The following is an 18326-nucleotide window of genomic DNA, read 5'->3' as shown; positions in this document are numbered from 1 at the left end:
GGGTGTTGAGCCTTACCGGCGCCCATCCATCACATCAAGAAATGCCAGACCGTATTGGTCGAGCTTCTTGACCCCGACACCATTGATTGATGCCATGTCTTGCAGTGTGCGTGGTTTGAAGCGGACCATTTCCCATAATGTGCGATCACTGAAGATCACATAGGGCGGGACATTCTGGCTGGTTGCCAGTTCACGGCGCATGGTGCGCAACCGTTCCCAAAGGTCACGGTCGTCTTCATTCTCGAATTCGGTATCGAAATCGCGCAGGCGACGGGTCATGGCGCGTTTGCTTTCGCCCGGGTCCATGCGCATTTCGACGACTTTCTCGCCGCGCAGAACCGGTCGCGATTCCTCGGTCAGGTACACACCGCCATGACCTTCGACGTCAACCTGCAAATACCCCATGGCAAGAAGTTGCCGGAAGACGGATCGCCATTGTGGTTGCGCGATATCTTTGCCAATCGCATAAACCGAAAGATCATCGTGGCCGTTCTGGCGGATTTTTTCGGTCTTGCGGCCCATTAAAACTTCAATCACATGCGCCGGGCCAAACCGCTGACCTGTACGATAAACTGCCGAAAGCGCCTTTCGCGATGCGTCGGTGGCATCCCATGTTTCGACCGGCTCAAGGCAGGTGTCGCAATTGCCACAAGGTTGATGCTGATCCTCGCCGAAATAGGACAGGATGACCTGTCGACGGCATTTGGTGGTTTCCGCAAGACCAACCAGCGCGTCAAGCTTGCGTGATTCAATGCGCTTCTGTGCTTCGGGGGCGTCGGAACTTGCCACCATGCTGCGGATCGAAACGATGTCGGAAAGGTCGTAATTCATCCAGGCGTTGGCCGGAAGGCCGTCACGGCCCGCGCGGCCGGTTTCCTGATAATAGGCTTCCATGCTTTTGGGCAGGTTGAGGTGCGCGACAAACCGGACATTGGGTTTGTCGATCCCCATGCCAAAGGCAACCGTCGCGCAAATGATCATGCCGTCTTCGCGCAGGAAGCGGTCCTGATGCAGTTGTCGCGTTTCCTGTGTTAGACCGGCGTGATAGGGCAAGGCAGGGCGTCCGTTATCGGTAAGCCACTGTGCAACATCTTCGGTCTTGCGCCGCGACAGACAATAAACAATGCCGGCATCTTCGGGATGTTCGCGGTTCAGGAACGAAAGCAGCCGCTGTTTCGAATTGCCCTTGGTTTCAATCCGATAGGTGATGTTGGGCCGGTCGAAGCCGGTAATGAAACACTGTGCATCCGTCAGATGCAGGTTTTCGGCAATGTCCTTGCGCGTCGGGGTATCCGCCGTTGCCGTCAAGGCAATTCGCGGTACGTGCGAAAATCGCGTCGGCAAAAGGTCAAGTCGGCGGTATTCCGGCCGGAAATCATGGCCCCACTGTGAAACGCAGTGGGCTTCGTCAATTGCAAACAGAGATATGCTGATACGGTCCAGCAGATTAAGGAACCGGTCCGTCGCAAAGCGTTCAGGTGCGACATATAAAAGGTCGATGTCGCCATCAACAGCGCGGGTTTCGATCTCGCGCGCGGCATCCGGGGACAGGGTCGAGTTGATAAAGGCTGCCTTGACGCCAAGCTGATTAAGGGCGTCGACCTGATCTTTCATCAATGCAATCAGAGGCGATACGACAATCGCCGTGCCATGACGACACAGGGCAGGAACCTGATAGCAAAGTGATTTGCCGCCGCCCGTGGGCATCAGAACCAGTGCATCGTTTCCGGCAATCACATGATCAATGATTTCGGCCTGTTGGCCCCGAAAACTGTCATAGCCGAATACCTCGCGCAGCACGTCTATCGGCTGACGTTGAACAGGTCGGTCGAGCAGGTCATTCATAGGCGAGGAATCAGGCAAATTAACCGTCCAGATGTGCGCGGATGTCGGCAAAGACGTTTTCAAACATCTCTGGCGTCAGGCGATAGGTCTGGGTGTTGTAGCGCGAACAGTGATAGCTATCAAACAATGTGATGCCATTTTCCATTTTATGTGACGCGCCATGGGCAAATTTAAGCGATGAAAGCTTAAGCCCGAAGGTGCGCAACATTGCCTGATGGGCAACTTGTCCAAGGCACAGGATGGCAGACAGGTTTTCCATTGCGCCAAATTCACTGATCAGAAACGGGCGACAGGCATTGGCTTCTGGCCCGGTCGGCTTGTTTTCAGGCGGAACGCATTTCACTGCATTTGTGATACGGCAATCCAGCAATTCAAGGCCGTCATCCGGGCGCTTGTCATAAGTACCCTTGGCAAAGCCGAACTTCTTAAGGGTGTCATATAAAAGATCACCGGCATAATCGCCGGTGAACGGGCGCCCTGTGGCATTCGCACCCTTAAGACCCGGTGCAAGTCCAACAATCAGCAATCTTGCATTTATTGGCCCGAACGGACGGACCGGACCGTTATAGAATTGCGGAAACTTTTCCTGGTTGGCGCGCCTGAATTCAACAAGACGCGGGCAAAGCTGGCAATCGATATCGGGCTGCTGATAGCTGGTCATGGCTGTCTGATAAATTTGCCGGTTACGGATGGTGCCGTAACCGGTCGTAAAGGTGATGGGCGAAGTCGGACTTCGTTACTCGAAATCGAAATCGTCAAGTTCCGGATGATCGGGATGATCATCAATTTCGGGATGGCCGTCGTCACGGCGCGGCTGAACCTTGCGGGCAATCGTGCCTTCAAGTTCGGTCAGTTCGATAAAGTTATCTGCCTGACGGCGCAACTCGTCTGCCACCATCGGCGGGTTGGACTTGACGGTGGATACGACGGTAACGCGAACGCCTTTGCGCTGCACGGCATCGACCAAGCGGCGGAAGTCACCGTCGCCCGAGAAAATAACAACATGATCAAGATGTTGCGCCATTTCCATGACGTCAATTGCCAACTCGATATCCATGTTGCCTTTGATCTTGCGGCGACCGGCGGCATCGGTGAATTCCTTGGTCGGTTTGGTGACCATGGTATAGCCGTTATAATCCAGCCAATCGACCAGCGGGCGGATCGGGGAATATTCCTGATCTTCGATCAATGCGGTGTAATAGAAGGCCCGGATAAGTTGGCCTTTCTGGGCGAAAAGATCCAAAAGGCGTTTGTAATCAATGTCAAAGCCAAGCGATCTTGCAGCAGCATAGAGGTTCGAGCCGTCAATAAACAACCCGATGCGTTCTTGCGGGTAAAAAATCATCCTGAAATTCCTCAAACATCAAATTTAATTATGCCGTTCCAAAAAATACGGAACACTCAATATCTACCGTGGCTGGTAGGACAAAGAAAGGCGAAAATATCGTAGACAGCGTATGATGCCTCCCTTAGATATGCCGTCTTTCGCGCCTGACGGGAATGAGCCGCCGGGCAAAGAACTGCCTGCTATCCACTTGAACTGAAAGTCTGCTTTGTGAGCACGCCGACACCAACTCCGACCAGTGCATCTTCAGTTGATGCCATCCTGATTGCTTTCGGTGCCAATTTGCCTACCGATGAATATGGTGCGCCTGCGCAAACATTGAAAGCGGCACTGCAACGTTTGAGTCGGGATGGCGATATTTCGATTGATCTTGTGTCATCGTTTTATGAAACGGCACCGGTTCCGATCTCGGATCAGCCTTGGTATGTGAATGGTGTGGCGCGGATTTCAACCGGACTTTCGGCGCATGATCTTCTGGAACGGTTGCACGAGGTCGAGGCCGAATTTGGTCGCGTGCGCCGTGAACGCAATGCTGCACGGGTAATTGATCTTGACCTGATCGCCTATGGCCGTGACCTTGTGCGTGAAGAGGGCGGCATTCAGGTTCCCCATCCGCGCATGGCTGAGCGGGCCTTTGTGCTTTTGCCCCTGCGTGATGTGGCAAATGACTGGGTTCATCCTGTTCTTCTTCGTTCTGTTGATTATCTGATTGCCGATCTTCCGGCGGATCAGCAGATCAGAAAGCAGGCAGATAGCTGAAATAACCTTGCGAAAACCTGCCCGAAAGAGTGGTTTCGCTGTTGCAACACACATGATCCGGCGCTATAAAGCTCGGTCTGGACACCCCAAAAGTATTTCTGGAGACATTTATGGCGCGCGTTACCGTCGAAGATTGCGTTGACAAGATTCCGAACCGCTTTGAGCTTGTTATGCTTGCAGCTCAGCGTGCACGCAACATCTCGGCCGGTGCAGAACTGACCATTGATCGTGATAACGACAAGAACCCGGTTGTTGCGCTGCGTGAAATCGCCGAAGTAACGGTTGATTTTGACGATCTGCGCAATGGCATGGTTCAGGGTCTGCAACGGCATGTTGAAAGCGACGAGCCGGAAGAAGCCGAAGACGATTTCGGTCCGAAACTGGTTGCAGAAGCAGTTGAAGATGCCTCTGTTGGCGTCATCATGCCGACTGAAGAAGAATAAGGCCAGATAGACGTTGAACTGAGCCTGTTTCAAAAGAAAAGCCACGGTAATTATCTTCCGTGGCTTTTTTTTGTCTAAATCGTACTATCTTATGAAGGGGTTCGACCAAAACCCCCGAGTGGACCAGACGGAGATGCCCCTGAATGATGCGCCAATACGAACTTGTGGAACGGGTGAAGGCTTATGATCCGGAAGCGTGCGAAACAACGCTGAACCGGGCATATGTATATGCAACCCAGAAACATGGTTCGCAAAAGCGTGCATCGGGCGATCCGTACTTTTCCCATCCGATCGAAGTCGCGGGCATTCTGACCAATTACAAGCTTGATTGTGATACGATTATCACAGCGCTTCTGCACGACACGATCGAAGATACAGACGCCACACCAGAAGAAATCACCAAGCTTTTTGGCACCAACATCATGAAGTTGGTTGATGGTGTTACCAAGCTGACCCAGATCGAACTTAAATCTGCGGATTCAAAGCAGGCCGAAAACTTCCGCAAGCTGTTGCTTGCGATGTCTGAAGATATTCGTGTTCTTCTCGTCAAGCTGGCCGACCGTCTGCATAACATGCGGACGCTTCATTATATTTCAAAGCCCGAGAAGCGCGTTCGGATCGCTGCTGAAACGCTTGAAATCTATGCGCCACTTGCCGAGCGTATCGGTATGCATGACATCAAGGAAGAGCTTGAAGACCTTGCCTTCCAGCATATCAATCCCGAGGCCCGCGATTCTATCATCGCACGTTTGGAATTCCTGCGTGAAAAAGACGACAATGTCGTAAACCGCATTGTGGCCGAACTGAAAGACGTCATTTCCCGTCAGGGACTTAAGGTCGATATCTATGGCCGTGAAAAGCGTCCGTATTCGATCTGGCAGAAAATGCAGCGCAAGAACATCACGTTCGGCGAGCTTTCTGACATCATGGCGTTCCGTGTTCTAGTCGAAGATTTGCCGGAATGTTACGAGGTTCTTGGCTATATGCATGCCAATTACAAAGTCGTTCCGGGTCGGTTCAAGGACTATATCTCGACGCCAAAGCCCAACGGATACCGTTCCATTCACACAACGGTGCTTGGTCCGGAAAACCACCGTATCGAAGTTCAGATCCGCACCCGTCAGATGCACGAGGTCAACGAGAACGGTGTGGCTGCCCACTGGGCCTATAAGCAGGACACACCGACCGGGCAGCAAAAAGAAGGCGTTCAATATCGCTGGCTGCGTGACCTTCTTGATATTCTCGAACACGCATCAGAACCGGAAGAATTCCTTGAACATACCAAACTGGCGATGTTCCAGGATCAGGTATTCTGCTTTAGCCCGAAAGGCGATGTGATAGCGCTTCCGGCGCGCGCGACCCCGGTCGATTTCGCCTATATGATCCATACCCATATCGGGGACACCTGTGTCGGGGCAAAGGTCAATGGCGCGATGGTGCCGCTGCGCACCATGCTCAATAACGGTGATCAGGTCGAAATCGTAACATCGAAGGCGCAAACACCGAATCCGACCTGGGAACGGTTTGTTGTTACCGGCAAGGCACGTGCGCGAATTCGCCGTTTCATCCGTCAGCAGCAGGAAGACCAATATAAGGACCTCGGCAAGGCGATCTTGCAGAAGGCATTCCGTCAGGAAGGATACGACTATTCGGACAAGGCGATTGACGGTGTTCTCAAGATTTTCAAACAGCCGTCCGTCGATGCACTTCTGACGCTGGTCGGGGCAGGGCACCATACCGGACGCGAAGTCGTTCATGCCGTGTTCCCGGGTACCAAGGACAAGGAAACCGCACGCAAGATCGTGCCACTTGATAAGGTCCGGTCTCGTAAACATGATCATGCGATCCCGATCAAGGGCCTTATTCCGGGGATGGCTGTGCATTATGCCGGCTGTTGTCACCCATTGCCAGGCGACCGTATTGTCGGGATTGTTACAACCGGCAAAGGTGTGACGATCCATACGATTGATTGCGATACGCTTGAAACCTTTACCGAGCAGCCTGAACGCTGGCTTGATGTTGGTTGGGACAATGATGGTGAACCGGAACATTTCATCGGGCGTCTGGGTCTAACCGTTGGTCACGAACAGGGGGCCCTCAGTTCAATTACCAGCGTCATTGCCAAGAACCACGGCAACATTACCAATTTGCGCTTTACCAACCGCACCACTGACTTCTTTGAAATGCTGATTGATATCGATGTGGTCGATGTCAAACATCTGACCAATATCATTGCGGCATTGCGGGCAACACCGGTTGTCAATGCCGTTGAGCGCGCGCGCGGATAATGGCGGGCTGTGAAGCTATTCATCTTTTAGGTGAGGATCGCGTAAAAGCCTTGCCAAGTACGCAGTCAGCACTTACGCATATGCCTCGACTTTTTATTGCGTTACCTGATTTTCAGAACTGACCCGCATGTTTCGCCGCCGCATAAAACCATCATCAATGCAAAGAGTACGGAACGTAGTCTGGCCGCGTGGCGGATGGCGTCGTTCTTCGCAATACTTTGCTCATCGCGTCGCACGTTTGCCCGGCACACCATACAGCATTGCTTCGGGCTTTGCGATCGGGGCCGCCGTATCCTTCACACCCTTTATCGGTTTCCATTTCATTGCGTCCGCGCTGATCAGTCTTGTGACGCGCAGCAACGTGGTTGCGTCGATTTTGGGAACGGTTGTTGGAAATCCATGGACGTTTCCGTTCATCTGGTTATGGCTTTATACCTGCGGTAACTGGATACTTGGTGTTGATGAAACATCTGTCGCCGTTCATTTTGACATGGCGGTCCTGTGGGATTTTGTGGTTCTCGGCGTAAGCTATATCGGCGGTGGACTTATTTTTGGTCACTGGGATGCCGCAGACCATCAGACGCTGGCTCACCTTTGGGCCAGTATCGTCGATATTATCTGGCCGATGGTGATCGGATGCATACCGACTTCCATCGTGGTTTGGGCCTTGTTCTATTTTCCGGTCCGTCGTGCAGTGATCATTTATCGTCACAACCGTATTTTGCGCAGGATGAAGAAATCGGAACGTCACGGGCTTGTTCCGATGCTTGAGAATGCCAAAGACAAGATCGGCAATGTCGCGAAACACACCATCAGCAAGCAGGATGACTCCAAATGAGTTCGAAACTTCGGCTCGGCGTTAATATTGATCATGTTGCCACAATCCGGAATGCCCGCGGCGGCAACAGCCCCGATCCTGTTCGTGCAGCAGCCTTGGCAAAGGCCGCCGGTGCCGATGGCATAACAGCCCACTTACGCGAAGATCGTCGACATATTCGTGATGCAGACATGCAAAAGCTGCGTCAAGACGTTGATTTGCCGCTTAATTTCGAAATGGCTGCAACGGACGAGATGCTGAAGATTGCGCTTGAAACAAAGCCGCACGCAGTATGCCTTGTTCCGGAAAAACGAGAGGAACGCACAACAGAGGGCGGTCTTGACGTTGTTGGCGGCCATAATCATCTGAAACGCTTTGTGTCCGAGCTTGGGGATGCAGGCATTCGCGTTTCACTTTTTATCGAGGCATCCCGTGCGCAGCTTGATGCTGCAAAAAGCCTTGGTGCCCCGGTGGTCGAAATCCATACCGGTGCCTATTGCGATGCTGAAAACGCAGAAGATCGGGCGCGCGAACTCGAACGTATTCGTGCGGCGGTGGAATACGGGGCAGGGATTGGACTTGAAATCCATGCCGGTCACGGTCTGAATTACGAAACCGTGCAACCGATTGCCGCCATGCCGGAGATTGCCGAACTTAATATCGGGCATTTCCTGATCGGTGAAGCGGTCTTTGTCGGGCTGGAAGACGCGATTGCAGAAATGCGTCGATTGATGACCGAGGCACGTGATCAGACGGGCAATGCAAAATGATCATTGGGATTGGCACAGACTTGTGTGATATCCGTCGGATAGAGACTGCCCTTGAACGCCATGGCGAGCGTTTCATGAAGCGTGTCTTTACCGATGTCGAGATTGCGCGTGCCGTCCGGAAGCCCCATAGAACGGCTTCATCCCTTGCAATGGCGTTCGCCGCAAAGGAAGCATGTTCAAAGGCACTTGGTACCGGTTTTCGCCGCGGTGTTTATCACAACACCATGGGTGTGGTACATCAACCAAGTGGTAAGCCCGATATGGTATTGATCAACGGTGCGCTGGCACGACTTGAAGAATTAACTCCGGACGGTAAAACTGCTTCGGTGTATGTGACATTAACGGACGAATACCCGCTGGCGAATGCCGTCGTGGTAATTTCGGCTGACTGACAGATAAATTGATTGGTTAAATACGGAATGGAAAAGCTTGTGCAGAAAAAGAAAACGGGTGGACTTCTGGACACCTTGAAGACCGTTTTCTGGGCCATTGTCATTGCACTTATGGTTCGGACTTTTGCTTTCGAACCGTTCAATATTCCGTCTGGTTCGATGATCCCGACCTTGCTGGTTGGTGATTATCTGTTTGTTTCTAAATTTTCATACGGATATTCGAAACACAGCATGCCGTTCAGTCTTCCGGTTATTCCGGGGCGGGTGTTTGAATCCGAGCCCGAGCGTGGTGATGTGGTTGTCTTCAAACTGCCGTCTGACACCACCCAGGACTATATCAAGCGCGTGATAGGCCTTCCGGGTGATACGGTTCAGGTCACCAACGGTCGTTTGTATATCAATAACAAACTGATCGAACGCGAACGTATCGAAGATTACATCCTGACGGATGGCAGTGGTCGTTCGGCAGCTGTCCCGCAATATATCGAAACGCTTCCGAATGGTAAGGTTCACCGTATTCTGGAACTGTTCGGGGATCAGGGTCCCAGCGACAATACTGAGGCATTCACCGTACCTGAAGGTCACTACTTCATGATGGGTGATAACCGCGACAATTCGGCTGACAGCCGTGCATTCCCGTCGCGGTTCCGGTTTGTCCCGATTGAAAATTTGGTCGGTCGTGCTGAATTCCTGTTCTATTCCAAGGACAGTTCACAGCCGGTTTATGACCTTGGCAGCATCCGCTTTGATCGCCTGTTCCAGGGGGTCAACTGATGAGCGACGGCATCCCCGTGATCGCCGAGATAGATCACGGTTTTTCCAATCCTGACCTTTTACGTGTTGCACTTACTCATAGAAGTGCGGCCAAGGGTAAAGATGCGCTCAGCGGTGGCAATGAACGTCTTGAATTCCTGGGGGACCGGGTTTTGGGGCTTGTTGTTGCCGAGATGCTCTATACCCGGTTCGGGCGAGAGCGCGAAGGAGCGATGGCAAAGCGCTTTGTCGCACTGGTGCGTCGTGAAACGCTGGCGCGTGTGGCCATTCAGATCAATCTGGGCGACCACATTCAGATGGCCAAGGGCGAACGGGCAGCAGGTGCAGACACAAATCCGGCGATTTTATCTGATTGCATGGAAGCCGTGATTGCCGCACTCTATCTTGATGGCGGACTTGAACCGGCGCGCCGTTTTATCGAAAAGCTGTGGACGCCGCTTCTCGATGAAGCCAACAAGCCGCCGCAAGATGCGAAAACGCAGTTGCAGGAATGGCTGCAAGGGCGGGGCAAGCCGCTGCCGAAATATGAAATGGTCGGACGTGAAGGTCCGGCGCATGCACCGATCTTTACCATCGAACTGACGACCAGCGATGGCGAAAACGTCAGTGCCGAAGGAAAATCTAAACGCGAGGCGGAGCAACTTGCCGCTCGCATGATGTTGGACAAACTAAGCGATGAATGAGGTTCCCACACCGGTGGCCGAAGACAGATTACCTTATCAGCAGCGTTGCGGCTTTGTCGCACTTGTTGGTGCGCCTAATGCAGGCAAATCGACGCTCCTGAACCAGCTTGTCGGCACGAAAGTGTCGATCGTCTCGCCAAAGGTCCAGACAACCCGTACCCGTGTGCGCGGTATTGTCATGACCGAAGATGCGCAGATTGTTTTCATTGATACGCCGGGCATTTTCGCACCCAAACGCCGTCTTGACCGGGCCATGGTCAAAGCGGCCTGGAATGGTGCGGATGATGCGGATCTCGTGGTTCTTGTCATTGATGCCGGTTCTGGCATCACCGACGAAGATCTTGCGATCATCAATCAGCTTAAAGACCAGAACCGCAAAGCCATTCTGGCGCTGAACAAGGTCGACAAGGTTTCCGACAAGGAAAAACTCCTGCGTCTTTCCCAGGAACTGTTTGCCCACGAAGTCTTTACCGATGTCTTTATGATTTCGGCCAAGAAAGGGGCTGGCACGCAGGATCTTGTGAATTTCCTTGCTGCCAAAATGCCTGATGGTCCTTGGATGTTCCCCGAAGACGATGTTTCGGATATGCCGTTGCGTCTGTTGGCGGCCGAGATCACCCGCGAGAAACTGTATTATCAGCTTCAGCAGGAATTGCCGTATTCGGCAACGGTCGAGACCGAGCTTTGGGAAGAACGCAAAGACGGTTCGGTCAAGCTTGAACAGACCATTTTCGTCGAACGCGAAGGGCAGAAAGCCATTATTCTTGGCAAAGGTGGCAAGCGGATCAAGGCATTGGGAAGCGATGCGCGTAAGGAGCTCGAAGCCATTTTCGAACGCCGCGTGCATTTGTTCCTGTTTGTTAAAGTCCGTGAAAACTGGGGCGATGATCCCAATCGCTTTGCCATGTGGGGCCTTGATCCCAACGCATAAGTCTTTGCGTTGCACAGATTGACCATCAATTGCCGGGTAACTCATGGAAATCGGATCGTTCTGGGGTGTTGTGATGATCGTTGTCGGCGCTGCTGCCGCAATGATCGTTGCGCGTATTGCCAGACGACCATTCCGTCACGGTCGTGGCAACGCATCTGTGCAACGCGAGAAAACTTTTCTGCATCGCCCGCTTAATCTGATTGCGCTTTTGGTGGCGGTTGGCGTTTTTGTGCTGGGCCTGTTCTGGAAAATGACGGGCGGAGGACCAAACTGATGACCCGAAATTCTACCGATCCGATTGATCAGGCGATTGACGAAGTCGAAAACAGTTCGTTGCTGCGCAAGGTCATCTTTGGTGCCGCGATATTTGCTTTGGCATCCTGCCTTGTTGGTATGTTCTTCCTGGTGACACGCCTGATCGTTCCCAGCGGCTATTTCTAAGAGGCCGGAATGGACTGGCGTGATGATGGCATTGTTCTTTCGACACGCAAACTGGGCGAAAGTTCGGTCCGGCTATCGGTTCTGACCTGCGACTATGGACGTCATGCCGGCATGGTACGCGGTGCGATGAGCAAATCCATGCGCGGCACGCTCGAACCGGGCAACGAGATACGGGTAGGGTGGTCGGCCCGCCTTGCCGAACATCTGGGTCAATTTCGCTGTGAGTTGACAGGCGCACATGCCGCCGATCTTTTGTTGCAGCCGGGCCCCCTGATGGCGATGAGTTCGGCTTGCGCGATGTTGGATGCGACCCTGCCAGAACGCGAAACGCATCCTGATTTGTATCATGGGACGGTTGCCCTGATGGCAGCGCTTAAGACCGAGCAGTGGTTGCCGACCTATATCCGTTGGGAAGTCGGTTTGCTCGAAGAGCTTGGCTATGGCCTTGATCTTGAACATTGTGCGGCGACCGATGCGACCAGTGATCTGGCCTATGTTTCCCCCAAAAGCGGCCGTGCAGTAAGCGAACCGGCGGGCAATGCCTATCGTGACAGGTTGTTGCCATTACCAGCTTTTCTTGCGATTGGCAGGGCATCGCAAACGCGTAAGGAAGCCGAACTTTCGGATCAGATGCGCGATGGATTGAAGCTGACGGGATTTTTCATTCATCGCGATATCTTTGAAGCCAAGGGCATCAAACCGGTTGCCGCACGTGACAGGCTTGTCAGCCATGTCTGGCGCATGAATGGCAGCGAAGAAAAATAAATTGATCATTTTGGTTCGCATCTGTTGACCGCCCCTATGCCCCGCGTAGTATGTTGCGAGTATCGCAAGCTGTTCGGGTCCCGAATACCCTTGCGCCTGTCCATTCTGCCAAGCAACAAGAAAAATCGTTCATGAGCACCAAGACTTCCGATCCGGCTGGTGCCGGTCAAATCAGGGAAACCCGACTTGCTGATGCGCTAAGCGAACGTTATCTCGCTTATGCGATGTCGACGATTATGTCGCGTTCCCTGCCTGATGTGCGTGATGGCCTTAAGCCGGTGCATCGTCGTCTTCTTTACGCCATGCGGCAGCTTAAACTGAACCCGGAACAGGGGTTCAAGAAATGCGCCCGTGTTGTTGGTGACGTGATCGGTAAATATCACCCGCATGGTGATCAGTCGGTCTATGACGCGCTTGTGCGCCTTGCACAGGATTTTGCGGTTCGTTATCCGCTGGTCGATGGTCAGGGCAACTTCGGTAACATTGATGGCGATAACGCCGCGGCAATGCGTTACACCGAAGCCCGCATGACTGCGGTTGCCGCCGCCCTGATGGATGGCCTGGACGAGGATGCGGTTGATTTTCGCCCGACCTATGATGGCGAGGAACAGGAACCGGTTGTTATGCCGGCAGCCTTCCCGAACCTTCTGGCCAATGGTGCGGCCGGTATTGCGGTTGGTATGGCAACCAATATTCCGCCCCACAACGTTGGTGAACTGTGCACGGGTCTGATCAAACTGATCGACAAGCCGGAAACATCAATCGCCGAGCTGGTACGTTGCGTGCCGGGGCCGGATTTCCCGACCGGTGGTGTTCTGGTTGAACCGCATGAAAACATTCTTGAAGCCTATGCTACCGGGCGTGGATCATTCCGCCTGCGTGCAAAGTGGGAAGTCGAAAAGCTGAGCCACGGCCTTTATCAGGTTGTGATCACCGAAATTCCCTATCAGGTTCAGAAAGCCAAACTGGTCGAACGCATCGCTGATTTAATGGTGGCAAAGAAACTGCCGCTTCTGAACGATGTGCGCGATGAGTCCACCGATATCATTCGTCTGGTTCTTGAACCGCGCACCCGTGCGGTCGAGCCGGAACATCTGATGGAAATGCTGTTCAAAAATACCGAACTGGAAATCCGGTTTGGCTTGAACATGAACGTTCTTGATGGTGATAACACGCCGCGCGTCATGAATTTGCGTGAAGTTCTGCGCGCATTCCTGGCTCATCGCCAGGAAGTCCTGATCCGTCGTTCCGAACATCGCCTGGCAAAGATCAATCATCGTCTTGAAGTGTTGGAAGGCTATCTTGTTGCCTATCTGAACCTTGATGAAGTGATCCGTATCATCCGGTTTGAGGATGAACCGAAAAACGCCCTTATGGCGACGTTCAACCTGACCGAAGTTCAGGCCGACGCGATCCTGAATATGCGTTTGCGGTCGTTGCGCAAGCTCGAAGAGATGGAAATCAAGAACGAGCACGCCAAACTGACCGAAGAAAAAGAAGGTCTCGAAGCACTTCTGGCCAGCGAAAGCCTGCGCTGGGAGAAGATCCGCGACGAGATCGAAGTCATGCGCGAGAATTTCGGCAAGAAAACCGCGCTTGGCAAACGTCGCACCGAAATTGGCGATGCGCCCGAAGAAATCGAAGTGCCGCTTGAAGCCTTGATTGAACGTGAACCGATTACGGTCATCTGTTCAAAAATGGGCTGGATCCGTGCACTCAAAGGTCATACCGCCGATATCAGTGATCTTAAATTCAAGGATGGCGACGAACATCGCTTTGCGATCAAGGCCTTTACCACGGACAAGCTGCTGATCCTGTCGACGGCGGGTCGTTGCTATACCATGTCTTGCGACAAGCTGCCCGGTGGCCGGGGCCATGGGGAGCCGATCCGTCTGTCGATTGATCTGCCGCAGGAACATGACATCGTATCGATGGTTGTTCACAAAGACGGTCGTAACTTGCTTGTGGCAAGTTCTGGTGGTCGTGGGTTCCTGGTCGCCGAAAAAGACGTGGTTGCCCAGACCAAAAACGGCAAGCAAGTGCTGAACCTTGGAACCGGGGAAGTCGCCAAAATCTTCCTTCCGGTCGAAAAGGACCATGTCGCTGTTCTTGGTGAAAACCGCAAACTGCTGATCTATCCGGTTGGTGAAGTGCCGGAAATGACCCGTGGCCGGGGCGTTATTTTGCAGAAATATCGTCAGGGCGGTCTTTCTGACCTGATCCTGTTCAATCTTAAAGATGGTCTGAGCTGGGCAATGGGGGGCAGCGAAGGCCGCACCCGCACTGTGACCGAGCTTGGCGAATGGATCGGCAAACGTGCAGGGGCAGGGCGCATGCCGCCAAATGGCTTCCCGCGGTCGAATAAATTCGAATAGTCGGACAGATCATTCTGGAACCAAAAAAGTCGGAAGGTGCTTTACCCTCCGACTTTTTTTATACCTTTGATTGGCCAAAATAGATGCAAACAACATCATATGCTGCAAATTCACCCAGATATGGCGGATTTGCGTGCCAAAAGATATGGTGTTTTTGATGGTTAAAATGTAACTTCGCAACCTGATTAACAGGAAGCCCGCAATATTCCTGTGAGATTAATAAGGGCTTGGGAGTGAAAAGTGAGATTTCTGGGAAATTTCGTCCACGCGATAGACGGTCTTAATGACCTGATCGGTCGCGCGGTAGCCTGGCTGGTGATCCCGATGGTTGTGATCACGTTTTTGGTAGCCACATTGCGTTATGGCTTCGCAGTCGGCTGGGTATCAATGCAGGAAAGCTATATGTGGCTTTACGGCATTATGTTCATGGTAGGAGCGGGTTACACGCTTTTGCACGGTGGTCACGTTCGTGTGGACGTTTTCTATCGTCCGGCATCGGCGCGTTACAAGGCATGGGTTGACCTTTTTGGTTCCCTGTTCCTGATGATGCCGGTGCTCATCATGATCCTGATGTACAGCTATCCGTATGTTGCGACGAGCTGGCACCGTCTTGAAGGATCGCACGAGACGGGCGGTCTTCCGGGCCTGTTCTTATACAAATCGGTGATTTTGGTCTTCTGTGTGCTGATGCTGTTGCAGGGGCTTTCGCTTGCTGCGCGCAGTATTTTGGTGCTCGCTGGCCACAAAGAATTTGAAATCAAAGAAGAAGAGCACGAGGGCGTTTGATGACGGGGGAAATTCTTAGCCTGGTGATGTTCGCCGTTGCTTGCGGCGTGCTTCTTCTTGGTTTTCCGGTTGCCTTCTCGCTTGCGGGGACCGGTCTTGTATTTGCCCTTATCGGTAATGCAATGGGCACATTTGACATGCCGCTTCTGGGGTCGCTGCCGTCGCGCTATTTCGGTGTGATGACCAACGAGCTTTATGTGGCTATTCCTTTGTTCGTTTTCATGGGCGTCATGCTTGAACGTGCAAGGATCGCCGAAAAGCTTCTGACCACCATGGGGATGCTGTTTGGCACCATGCGTGGCGGTCTTGGTATTTCGGTGGTTATTGTTGGCATGTTGCTGGCAGCATCGACCGGTATTGTCGGTGCCACGGTTGTGACCATGGGCTTGCTCAGCCTGCCGGCAATGCAGAAGGCCGGTTATGATCCGAAACTTTCGACCGGTGTCATTTGCGCATCGGGTACGCTTGGTCAGATTATTCCGCCGTCGATTGTTCTGGTTCTTCTGGGCGATATCCTGCAGGGCGCCTATGCCGAGGCACAGCGTGCAATTGGCAACTGGGCACCGGAACCGATTTCGGTGATGGACCTGTTTGCCGGTGCATTCATTCCGGGGCTTCTACTTGTTGCGTTGTACATTGGCTGGATCATCATCAAGTCATTGATCGATCCGAAAGCCGCGCCTGCGCTGGTCGAAGGCAAGCGTCCGGAAGGTCTTTGGGGTGAAGTGCTTCGTGCATTGCTGCCTCCGGGACTTTTGATTGTTGCTGTGTTGGGTTCGATCCTGACCGGTATTGCGACCCCGACTGAATCTGCTGCATTCGGCTCGATCGGCGCGATTGTTCTGGCTGCATTCTACAAGCGTCTGGATATGGCAGTTCTGCGCCATGTTGTGCGCCAGACGGTTCAGGTCAGTGCGATGGTGTTCGTTATCCTGCTTGGTGCGTCGGTGTTCTCGCTGGTGTTCCGCGGTCTTGGTGGTGATCTTCTGGTCGAAGACCTGCTGCACAACCTTCCTGGTGGCGAATTCAGCGCAATGCTGGTTGTCATGCTGTTGATGTTCTTCATGGGCTTCTTCCTGGACTTCATCGAGATCGTCTTCGTGGTGATCCCGATTGTTGGTCCGATCCTGCTCAAGATGGATATTGACCCGGTTTGGCTTGGTGTGATGATTGCCATCAACCTTCAGACCAGCTTCCTGACGCCGCCGTTTGGTTTTGCACTGTTCTATCTGCGCGGTGTTGCGCCGGCTGCGATCAAGACACTTGATATTTATCGCGGGATTATACCGTTTGTGATGATCCAGATGCTTGGTCTGTGTCTTGTTGCGGCATTCCCGTGGCTGGCGACCTGGCTTCCGAGTGTTCTGTTCTGATCTTATTTCAGAGCAAGATAGTCCAAAGAAAAAGGCACCCGAAAGGGTGCCTTTTTTGATTCCGGCTTATTGCGATGACCCTAGGTGTTATTGATGCTGGGTTTTGCGAAGTTCCAAAACAACACCTGCACCTTCTTTGGTGTCGAAATAACAAAAGCCTGTGCCATCTTCGCGATGGCCATTGGCAATAACTTTTAGTCCGGCCTGTTCGCCATCTGCTTTTGAGCCAAGCAGGTCTGCGACCTCAAAGCCCAAGTGATAAACACTTTCGCCAAAACGGTCGAGGTGACGGCGCTGTGGGCTGTCTTCCGGGCCAGGCTGGCAGAGTTGCAGCTGGAAGTTATCAAGATCACAGCATTTGTATTTCATCGCCTTGGATGCGGCGACATCGGGCACATTAAACACTTCATAAGCCGTGCCCTTCGGGTAATCGAACCAGCCGTCAAAACCGATGCTTTTGTAATAGGCCAGTGATTTCTCCAGATCATGAACGACGACGCAAACATGATGAAGAGAGCGGAACATATTGGTCATTGCAGTCTCGTTTTCAGATTGAAAATGGGGTGGAAGTGTCGGGCGACCACCCGCAAGGTGTTTAGCCATAACAATATACGGTAAAATATACAAGAAAATATACGAACTGAAAGTTCCGTGTGATTTCAAATGCATCCATCGATAGCAACAACGAATGAATCGGCAGAGCGCAAAGGGTTTCGCCGGTCTCTCATTGTCGGAAAACGGGGTGTTATACCGAAAACTACGTAAATCAAAATTCGCGCATTTTTCCCGGAAAACTGCGGTGTGCAAGCATGTGATAATTTTGGTTTTGGCGTGATATATTTCTTCGTATACGAACGAGTATATCGAAAGCGCGCTGATCGTTTTTCTCGGCAAAGGGCAAGCACAACCCGAACCCCGAGCCGGATTGAAAAAAGGTCCTAAACGGCATTTGCGGTCGTGTGTTTTCGGAACGTTTTGGCAGTGCCGGTATCCGGCCTGCTGTCTCGCCCACAAAACAGAATTGAGGAAGAATATGCATTATTTCGGTTATTGCACCTGGTTGGACGATGCGGAACTTCGCCGCTTCATGCCGAACGCGAAAATGGTGACCAAGGGCTACGCTGCCAACCATCGCCTTGAGTTCCATGCAGCGGCTGATCGTACCGATCGTGGTTGGTGTCACCTTGCTGATACCCGTGACGCATGGGGCAACAATGCACTGGGTGTAATCTTCGAACATGAAGGCCATCATTTCAAAGACGAATATGACGATTTCGAGCGCTGCTTCCTGACCGCCTATGGCGATGACGGCAAAATGTACGAGTGCTGGACCTATCGTCTGATCACCCCGGGTATTCCGATGCGTCCGCCGCATTTCTACTGGAATCACATCCCCAAGGGCATGAAAGAGTGGGGCTTCCCGGAAGAATATATTCAGCAGACTCTCAAGATGTATGACGAGGCTGCCGAGTGCCCAGATGCCGACCGTCCAAACCCGTCGGCTATCCCCGGAAAATCGGCTGCTAGCCGCTAATTTTC

20 protein-coding genes are annotated in these 18326 nt (G+C 52.6%); 16 read left to right on the top strand and 4 right to left on the bottom strand.

Annotation, left to right across the window (positions count from 1 at the left end):
- Window positions 1-12 precede the first annotated feature (12 nt).
- The 3 genes from recQ to TH19_RS13440 all read right to left on the bottom strand — a co-directional run bounded on the left by recQ (window position 13) and on the right by TH19_RS13440 (window position 3190).
- Window positions 13-1845: a DNA helicase RecQ gene (recQ, locus tag TH19_RS13450; protein ID WP_114102872.1), complete on the bottom strand. Its 1833-nt coding sequence runs from the start codon at window positions 1843-1845 to the stop codon at window positions 13-15.
- A 19-nt stretch (window positions 1846-1864) separates the two neighbouring features.
- Complete coding sequence (locus tag TH19_RS13445) at window positions 1865-2506, bottom strand: uracil-DNA glycosylase (RefSeq protein WP_114102871.1); 642 nt, start codon at window positions 2504-2506, stop codon at window positions 1865-1867.
- Window positions 2507-2581: 75 nt separating this feature from the next.
- Window positions 2582-3190: a LabA-like NYN domain-containing protein gene (locus TH19_RS13440; protein ID WP_114102870.1), complete on the bottom strand. Its 609-nt coding sequence runs from the start codon at window positions 3188-3190 to the stop codon at window positions 2582-2584.
- A gap of 210 nt (window positions 3191-3400) precedes the next feature.
- Between TH19_RS13440 and folK the strand changes: the two genes are divergently transcribed.
- The 15 genes from folK (at window position 3401) to TH19_RS13370 (ending at window position 16787) form a co-directional block, all read left to right on the top strand.
- A complete protein-coding gene (folK, locus tag TH19_RS13435; protein WP_114102869.1) occupies window positions 3401-3949 on the top strand; it encodes a 2-amino-4-hydroxy-6-hydroxymethyldihydropteridine diphosphokinase in 549 nt (182 codons plus the stop codon).
- Between the two features lie 110 nt (window positions 3950-4059).
- A complete protein-coding gene (gene rpoZ / locus TH19_RS13430) occupies window positions 4060-4392 on the top strand; it encodes a DNA-directed RNA polymerase subunit omega (protein ID WP_114102868.1) in 333 nt (110 codons plus the stop codon).
- A gap of 143 nt (window positions 4393-4535) precedes the next feature.
- Window positions 4536-6680 carry a RelA/SpoT family protein gene (locus TH19_RS13425; RefSeq protein WP_114102867.1) on the top strand — a complete coding sequence of 715 codons (2145 nt, stop codon included), beginning with the start codon at window positions 4536-4538 and terminating at the stop codon, window positions 6678-6680.
- 157 nt (window positions 6681-6837) lie between these two features.
- The gene (locus TH19_RS13420) at window positions 6838-7518 is read left to right on the top strand and encodes a DUF2062 domain-containing protein (protein WP_258547955.1); all 681 of its coding nucleotides are present in this window, start codon (window positions 6838-6840) and stop codon (window positions 7516-7518) included.
- On the top strand, window positions 7515-8267 hold the full coding sequence (locus TH19_RS13415) for a pyridoxine 5'-phosphate synthase (RefSeq protein WP_114102865.1): 753 nt from the start codon (window positions 7515-7517) through the stop codon (window positions 8265-8267). The genes TH19_RS13420 and TH19_RS13415 overlap by 4 nt, the downstream gene beginning before the upstream one ends.
- Entirely contained in the window at window positions 8264-8659 is a 396-nt protein-coding gene (acpS, locus tag TH19_RS13410; RefSeq protein ID WP_114102864.1) for a holo-ACP synthase, read from the top strand. Before TH19_RS13415 ends, acpS begins: the two co-directional genes overlap by 4 nt.
- 27 nt (window positions 8660-8686) lie before the next feature.
- A complete protein-coding gene (lepB, locus tag TH19_RS13405) occupies window positions 8687-9433 on the top strand; it encodes a signal peptidase I (protein WP_114102863.1) in 747 nt (248 codons plus the stop codon).
- Window positions 9433-10116 (top strand): ribonuclease III, encoded by a 684-nt coding sequence (gene rnc, locus TH19_RS13400; RefSeq protein WP_114102862.1) that lies wholly within the window; start codon window positions 9433-9435, stop codon window positions 10114-10116. The genes lepB and rnc overlap by 1 nt, the downstream gene beginning before the upstream one ends.
- Window positions 10109-11047, top strand: a complete 939-nt coding sequence (gene era, locus TH19_RS13395; protein WP_114102861.1) for a GTPase Era — start codon at window positions 10109-10111, stop codon at window positions 11045-11047. Before rnc ends, era begins: the two co-directional genes overlap by 8 nt.
- Window positions 11048-11090: 43 nt before the next feature.
- Window positions 11091-11321 (top strand): hypothetical protein, encoded by a 231-nt coding sequence (locus tag TH19_RS13390; protein WP_114102860.1) that lies wholly within the window; start codon window positions 11091-11093, stop codon window positions 11319-11321.
- Complete coding sequence (locus TH19_RS22765; RefSeq protein ID WP_181846411.1) at window positions 11321-11488, top strand: hypothetical protein; 168 nt, start codon at window positions 11321-11323, stop codon at window positions 11486-11488. Before TH19_RS13390 ends, TH19_RS22765 begins: the two co-directional genes overlap by 1 nt.
- A gap of 9 nt (window positions 11489-11497) precedes the next feature.
- A complete protein-coding gene (gene recO, locus TH19_RS13385; RefSeq protein ID WP_114102859.1) occupies window positions 11498-12253 on the top strand; it encodes a DNA repair protein RecO in 756 nt (251 codons plus the stop codon).
- 131 nt (window positions 12254-12384) lie between these two features.
- Complete coding sequence (gene parC / locus TH19_RS13380) at window positions 12385-14628, top strand: DNA topoisomerase IV subunit A (protein WP_114102945.1); 2244 nt, start codon at window positions 12385-12387, stop codon at window positions 14626-14628.
- Window positions 14629-14868: 240 nt separating this feature from the next.
- Window positions 14869-15414: a TRAP transporter small permease subunit gene (locus tag TH19_RS13375; RefSeq protein WP_181846410.1), complete on the top strand. Its 546-nt coding sequence runs from the start codon at window positions 14869-14871 to the stop codon at window positions 15412-15414.
- Window positions 15414-16787, top strand: coding sequence for a TRAP transporter large permease (locus TH19_RS13370; RefSeq protein ID WP_114102857.1), 1374 nt, complete (start codon window positions 15414-15416; stop codon window positions 16785-16787). The genes TH19_RS13375 and TH19_RS13370 overlap by 1 nt, the downstream gene beginning before the upstream one ends.
- 87 nt (window positions 16788-16874) lie before the next feature.
- Here the strand turns inward: TH19_RS13370 and TH19_RS13365 are convergent, their stop codons facing one another.
- On the bottom strand, window positions 16875-17321 hold the full coding sequence (locus TH19_RS13365) for a VOC family protein (RefSeq protein WP_114102856.1): 447 nt from the start codon (window positions 17319-17321) through the stop codon (window positions 16875-16877).
- Between the two features lie 499 nt (window positions 17322-17820).
- On the opposite strand from TH19_RS13365, the gene TH19_RS13360 reads away from it, so the two are divergent.
- Window positions 17821-18321, top strand: a complete 501-nt coding sequence (locus TH19_RS13360; protein WP_114102855.1) for a gamma-glutamylcyclotransferase family protein — start codon at window positions 17821-17823, stop codon at window positions 18319-18321.
- Window positions 18322-18326 lie beyond the last annotated feature (5 nt).

It is taken from the genome of Thalassospira profundimaris (assembly GCF_003326675.1).
In the GTDB taxonomy this organism is placed as follows: Bacteria; Pseudomonadota; Alphaproteobacteria; order Rhodospirillales; family Thalassospiraceae; genus Thalassospira; species Thalassospira aquimaris.
The sequence above is the reverse complement of the archived record's forward strand: the minus strand, read 5'-3'. Positions and strand labels throughout refer to the sequence as shown.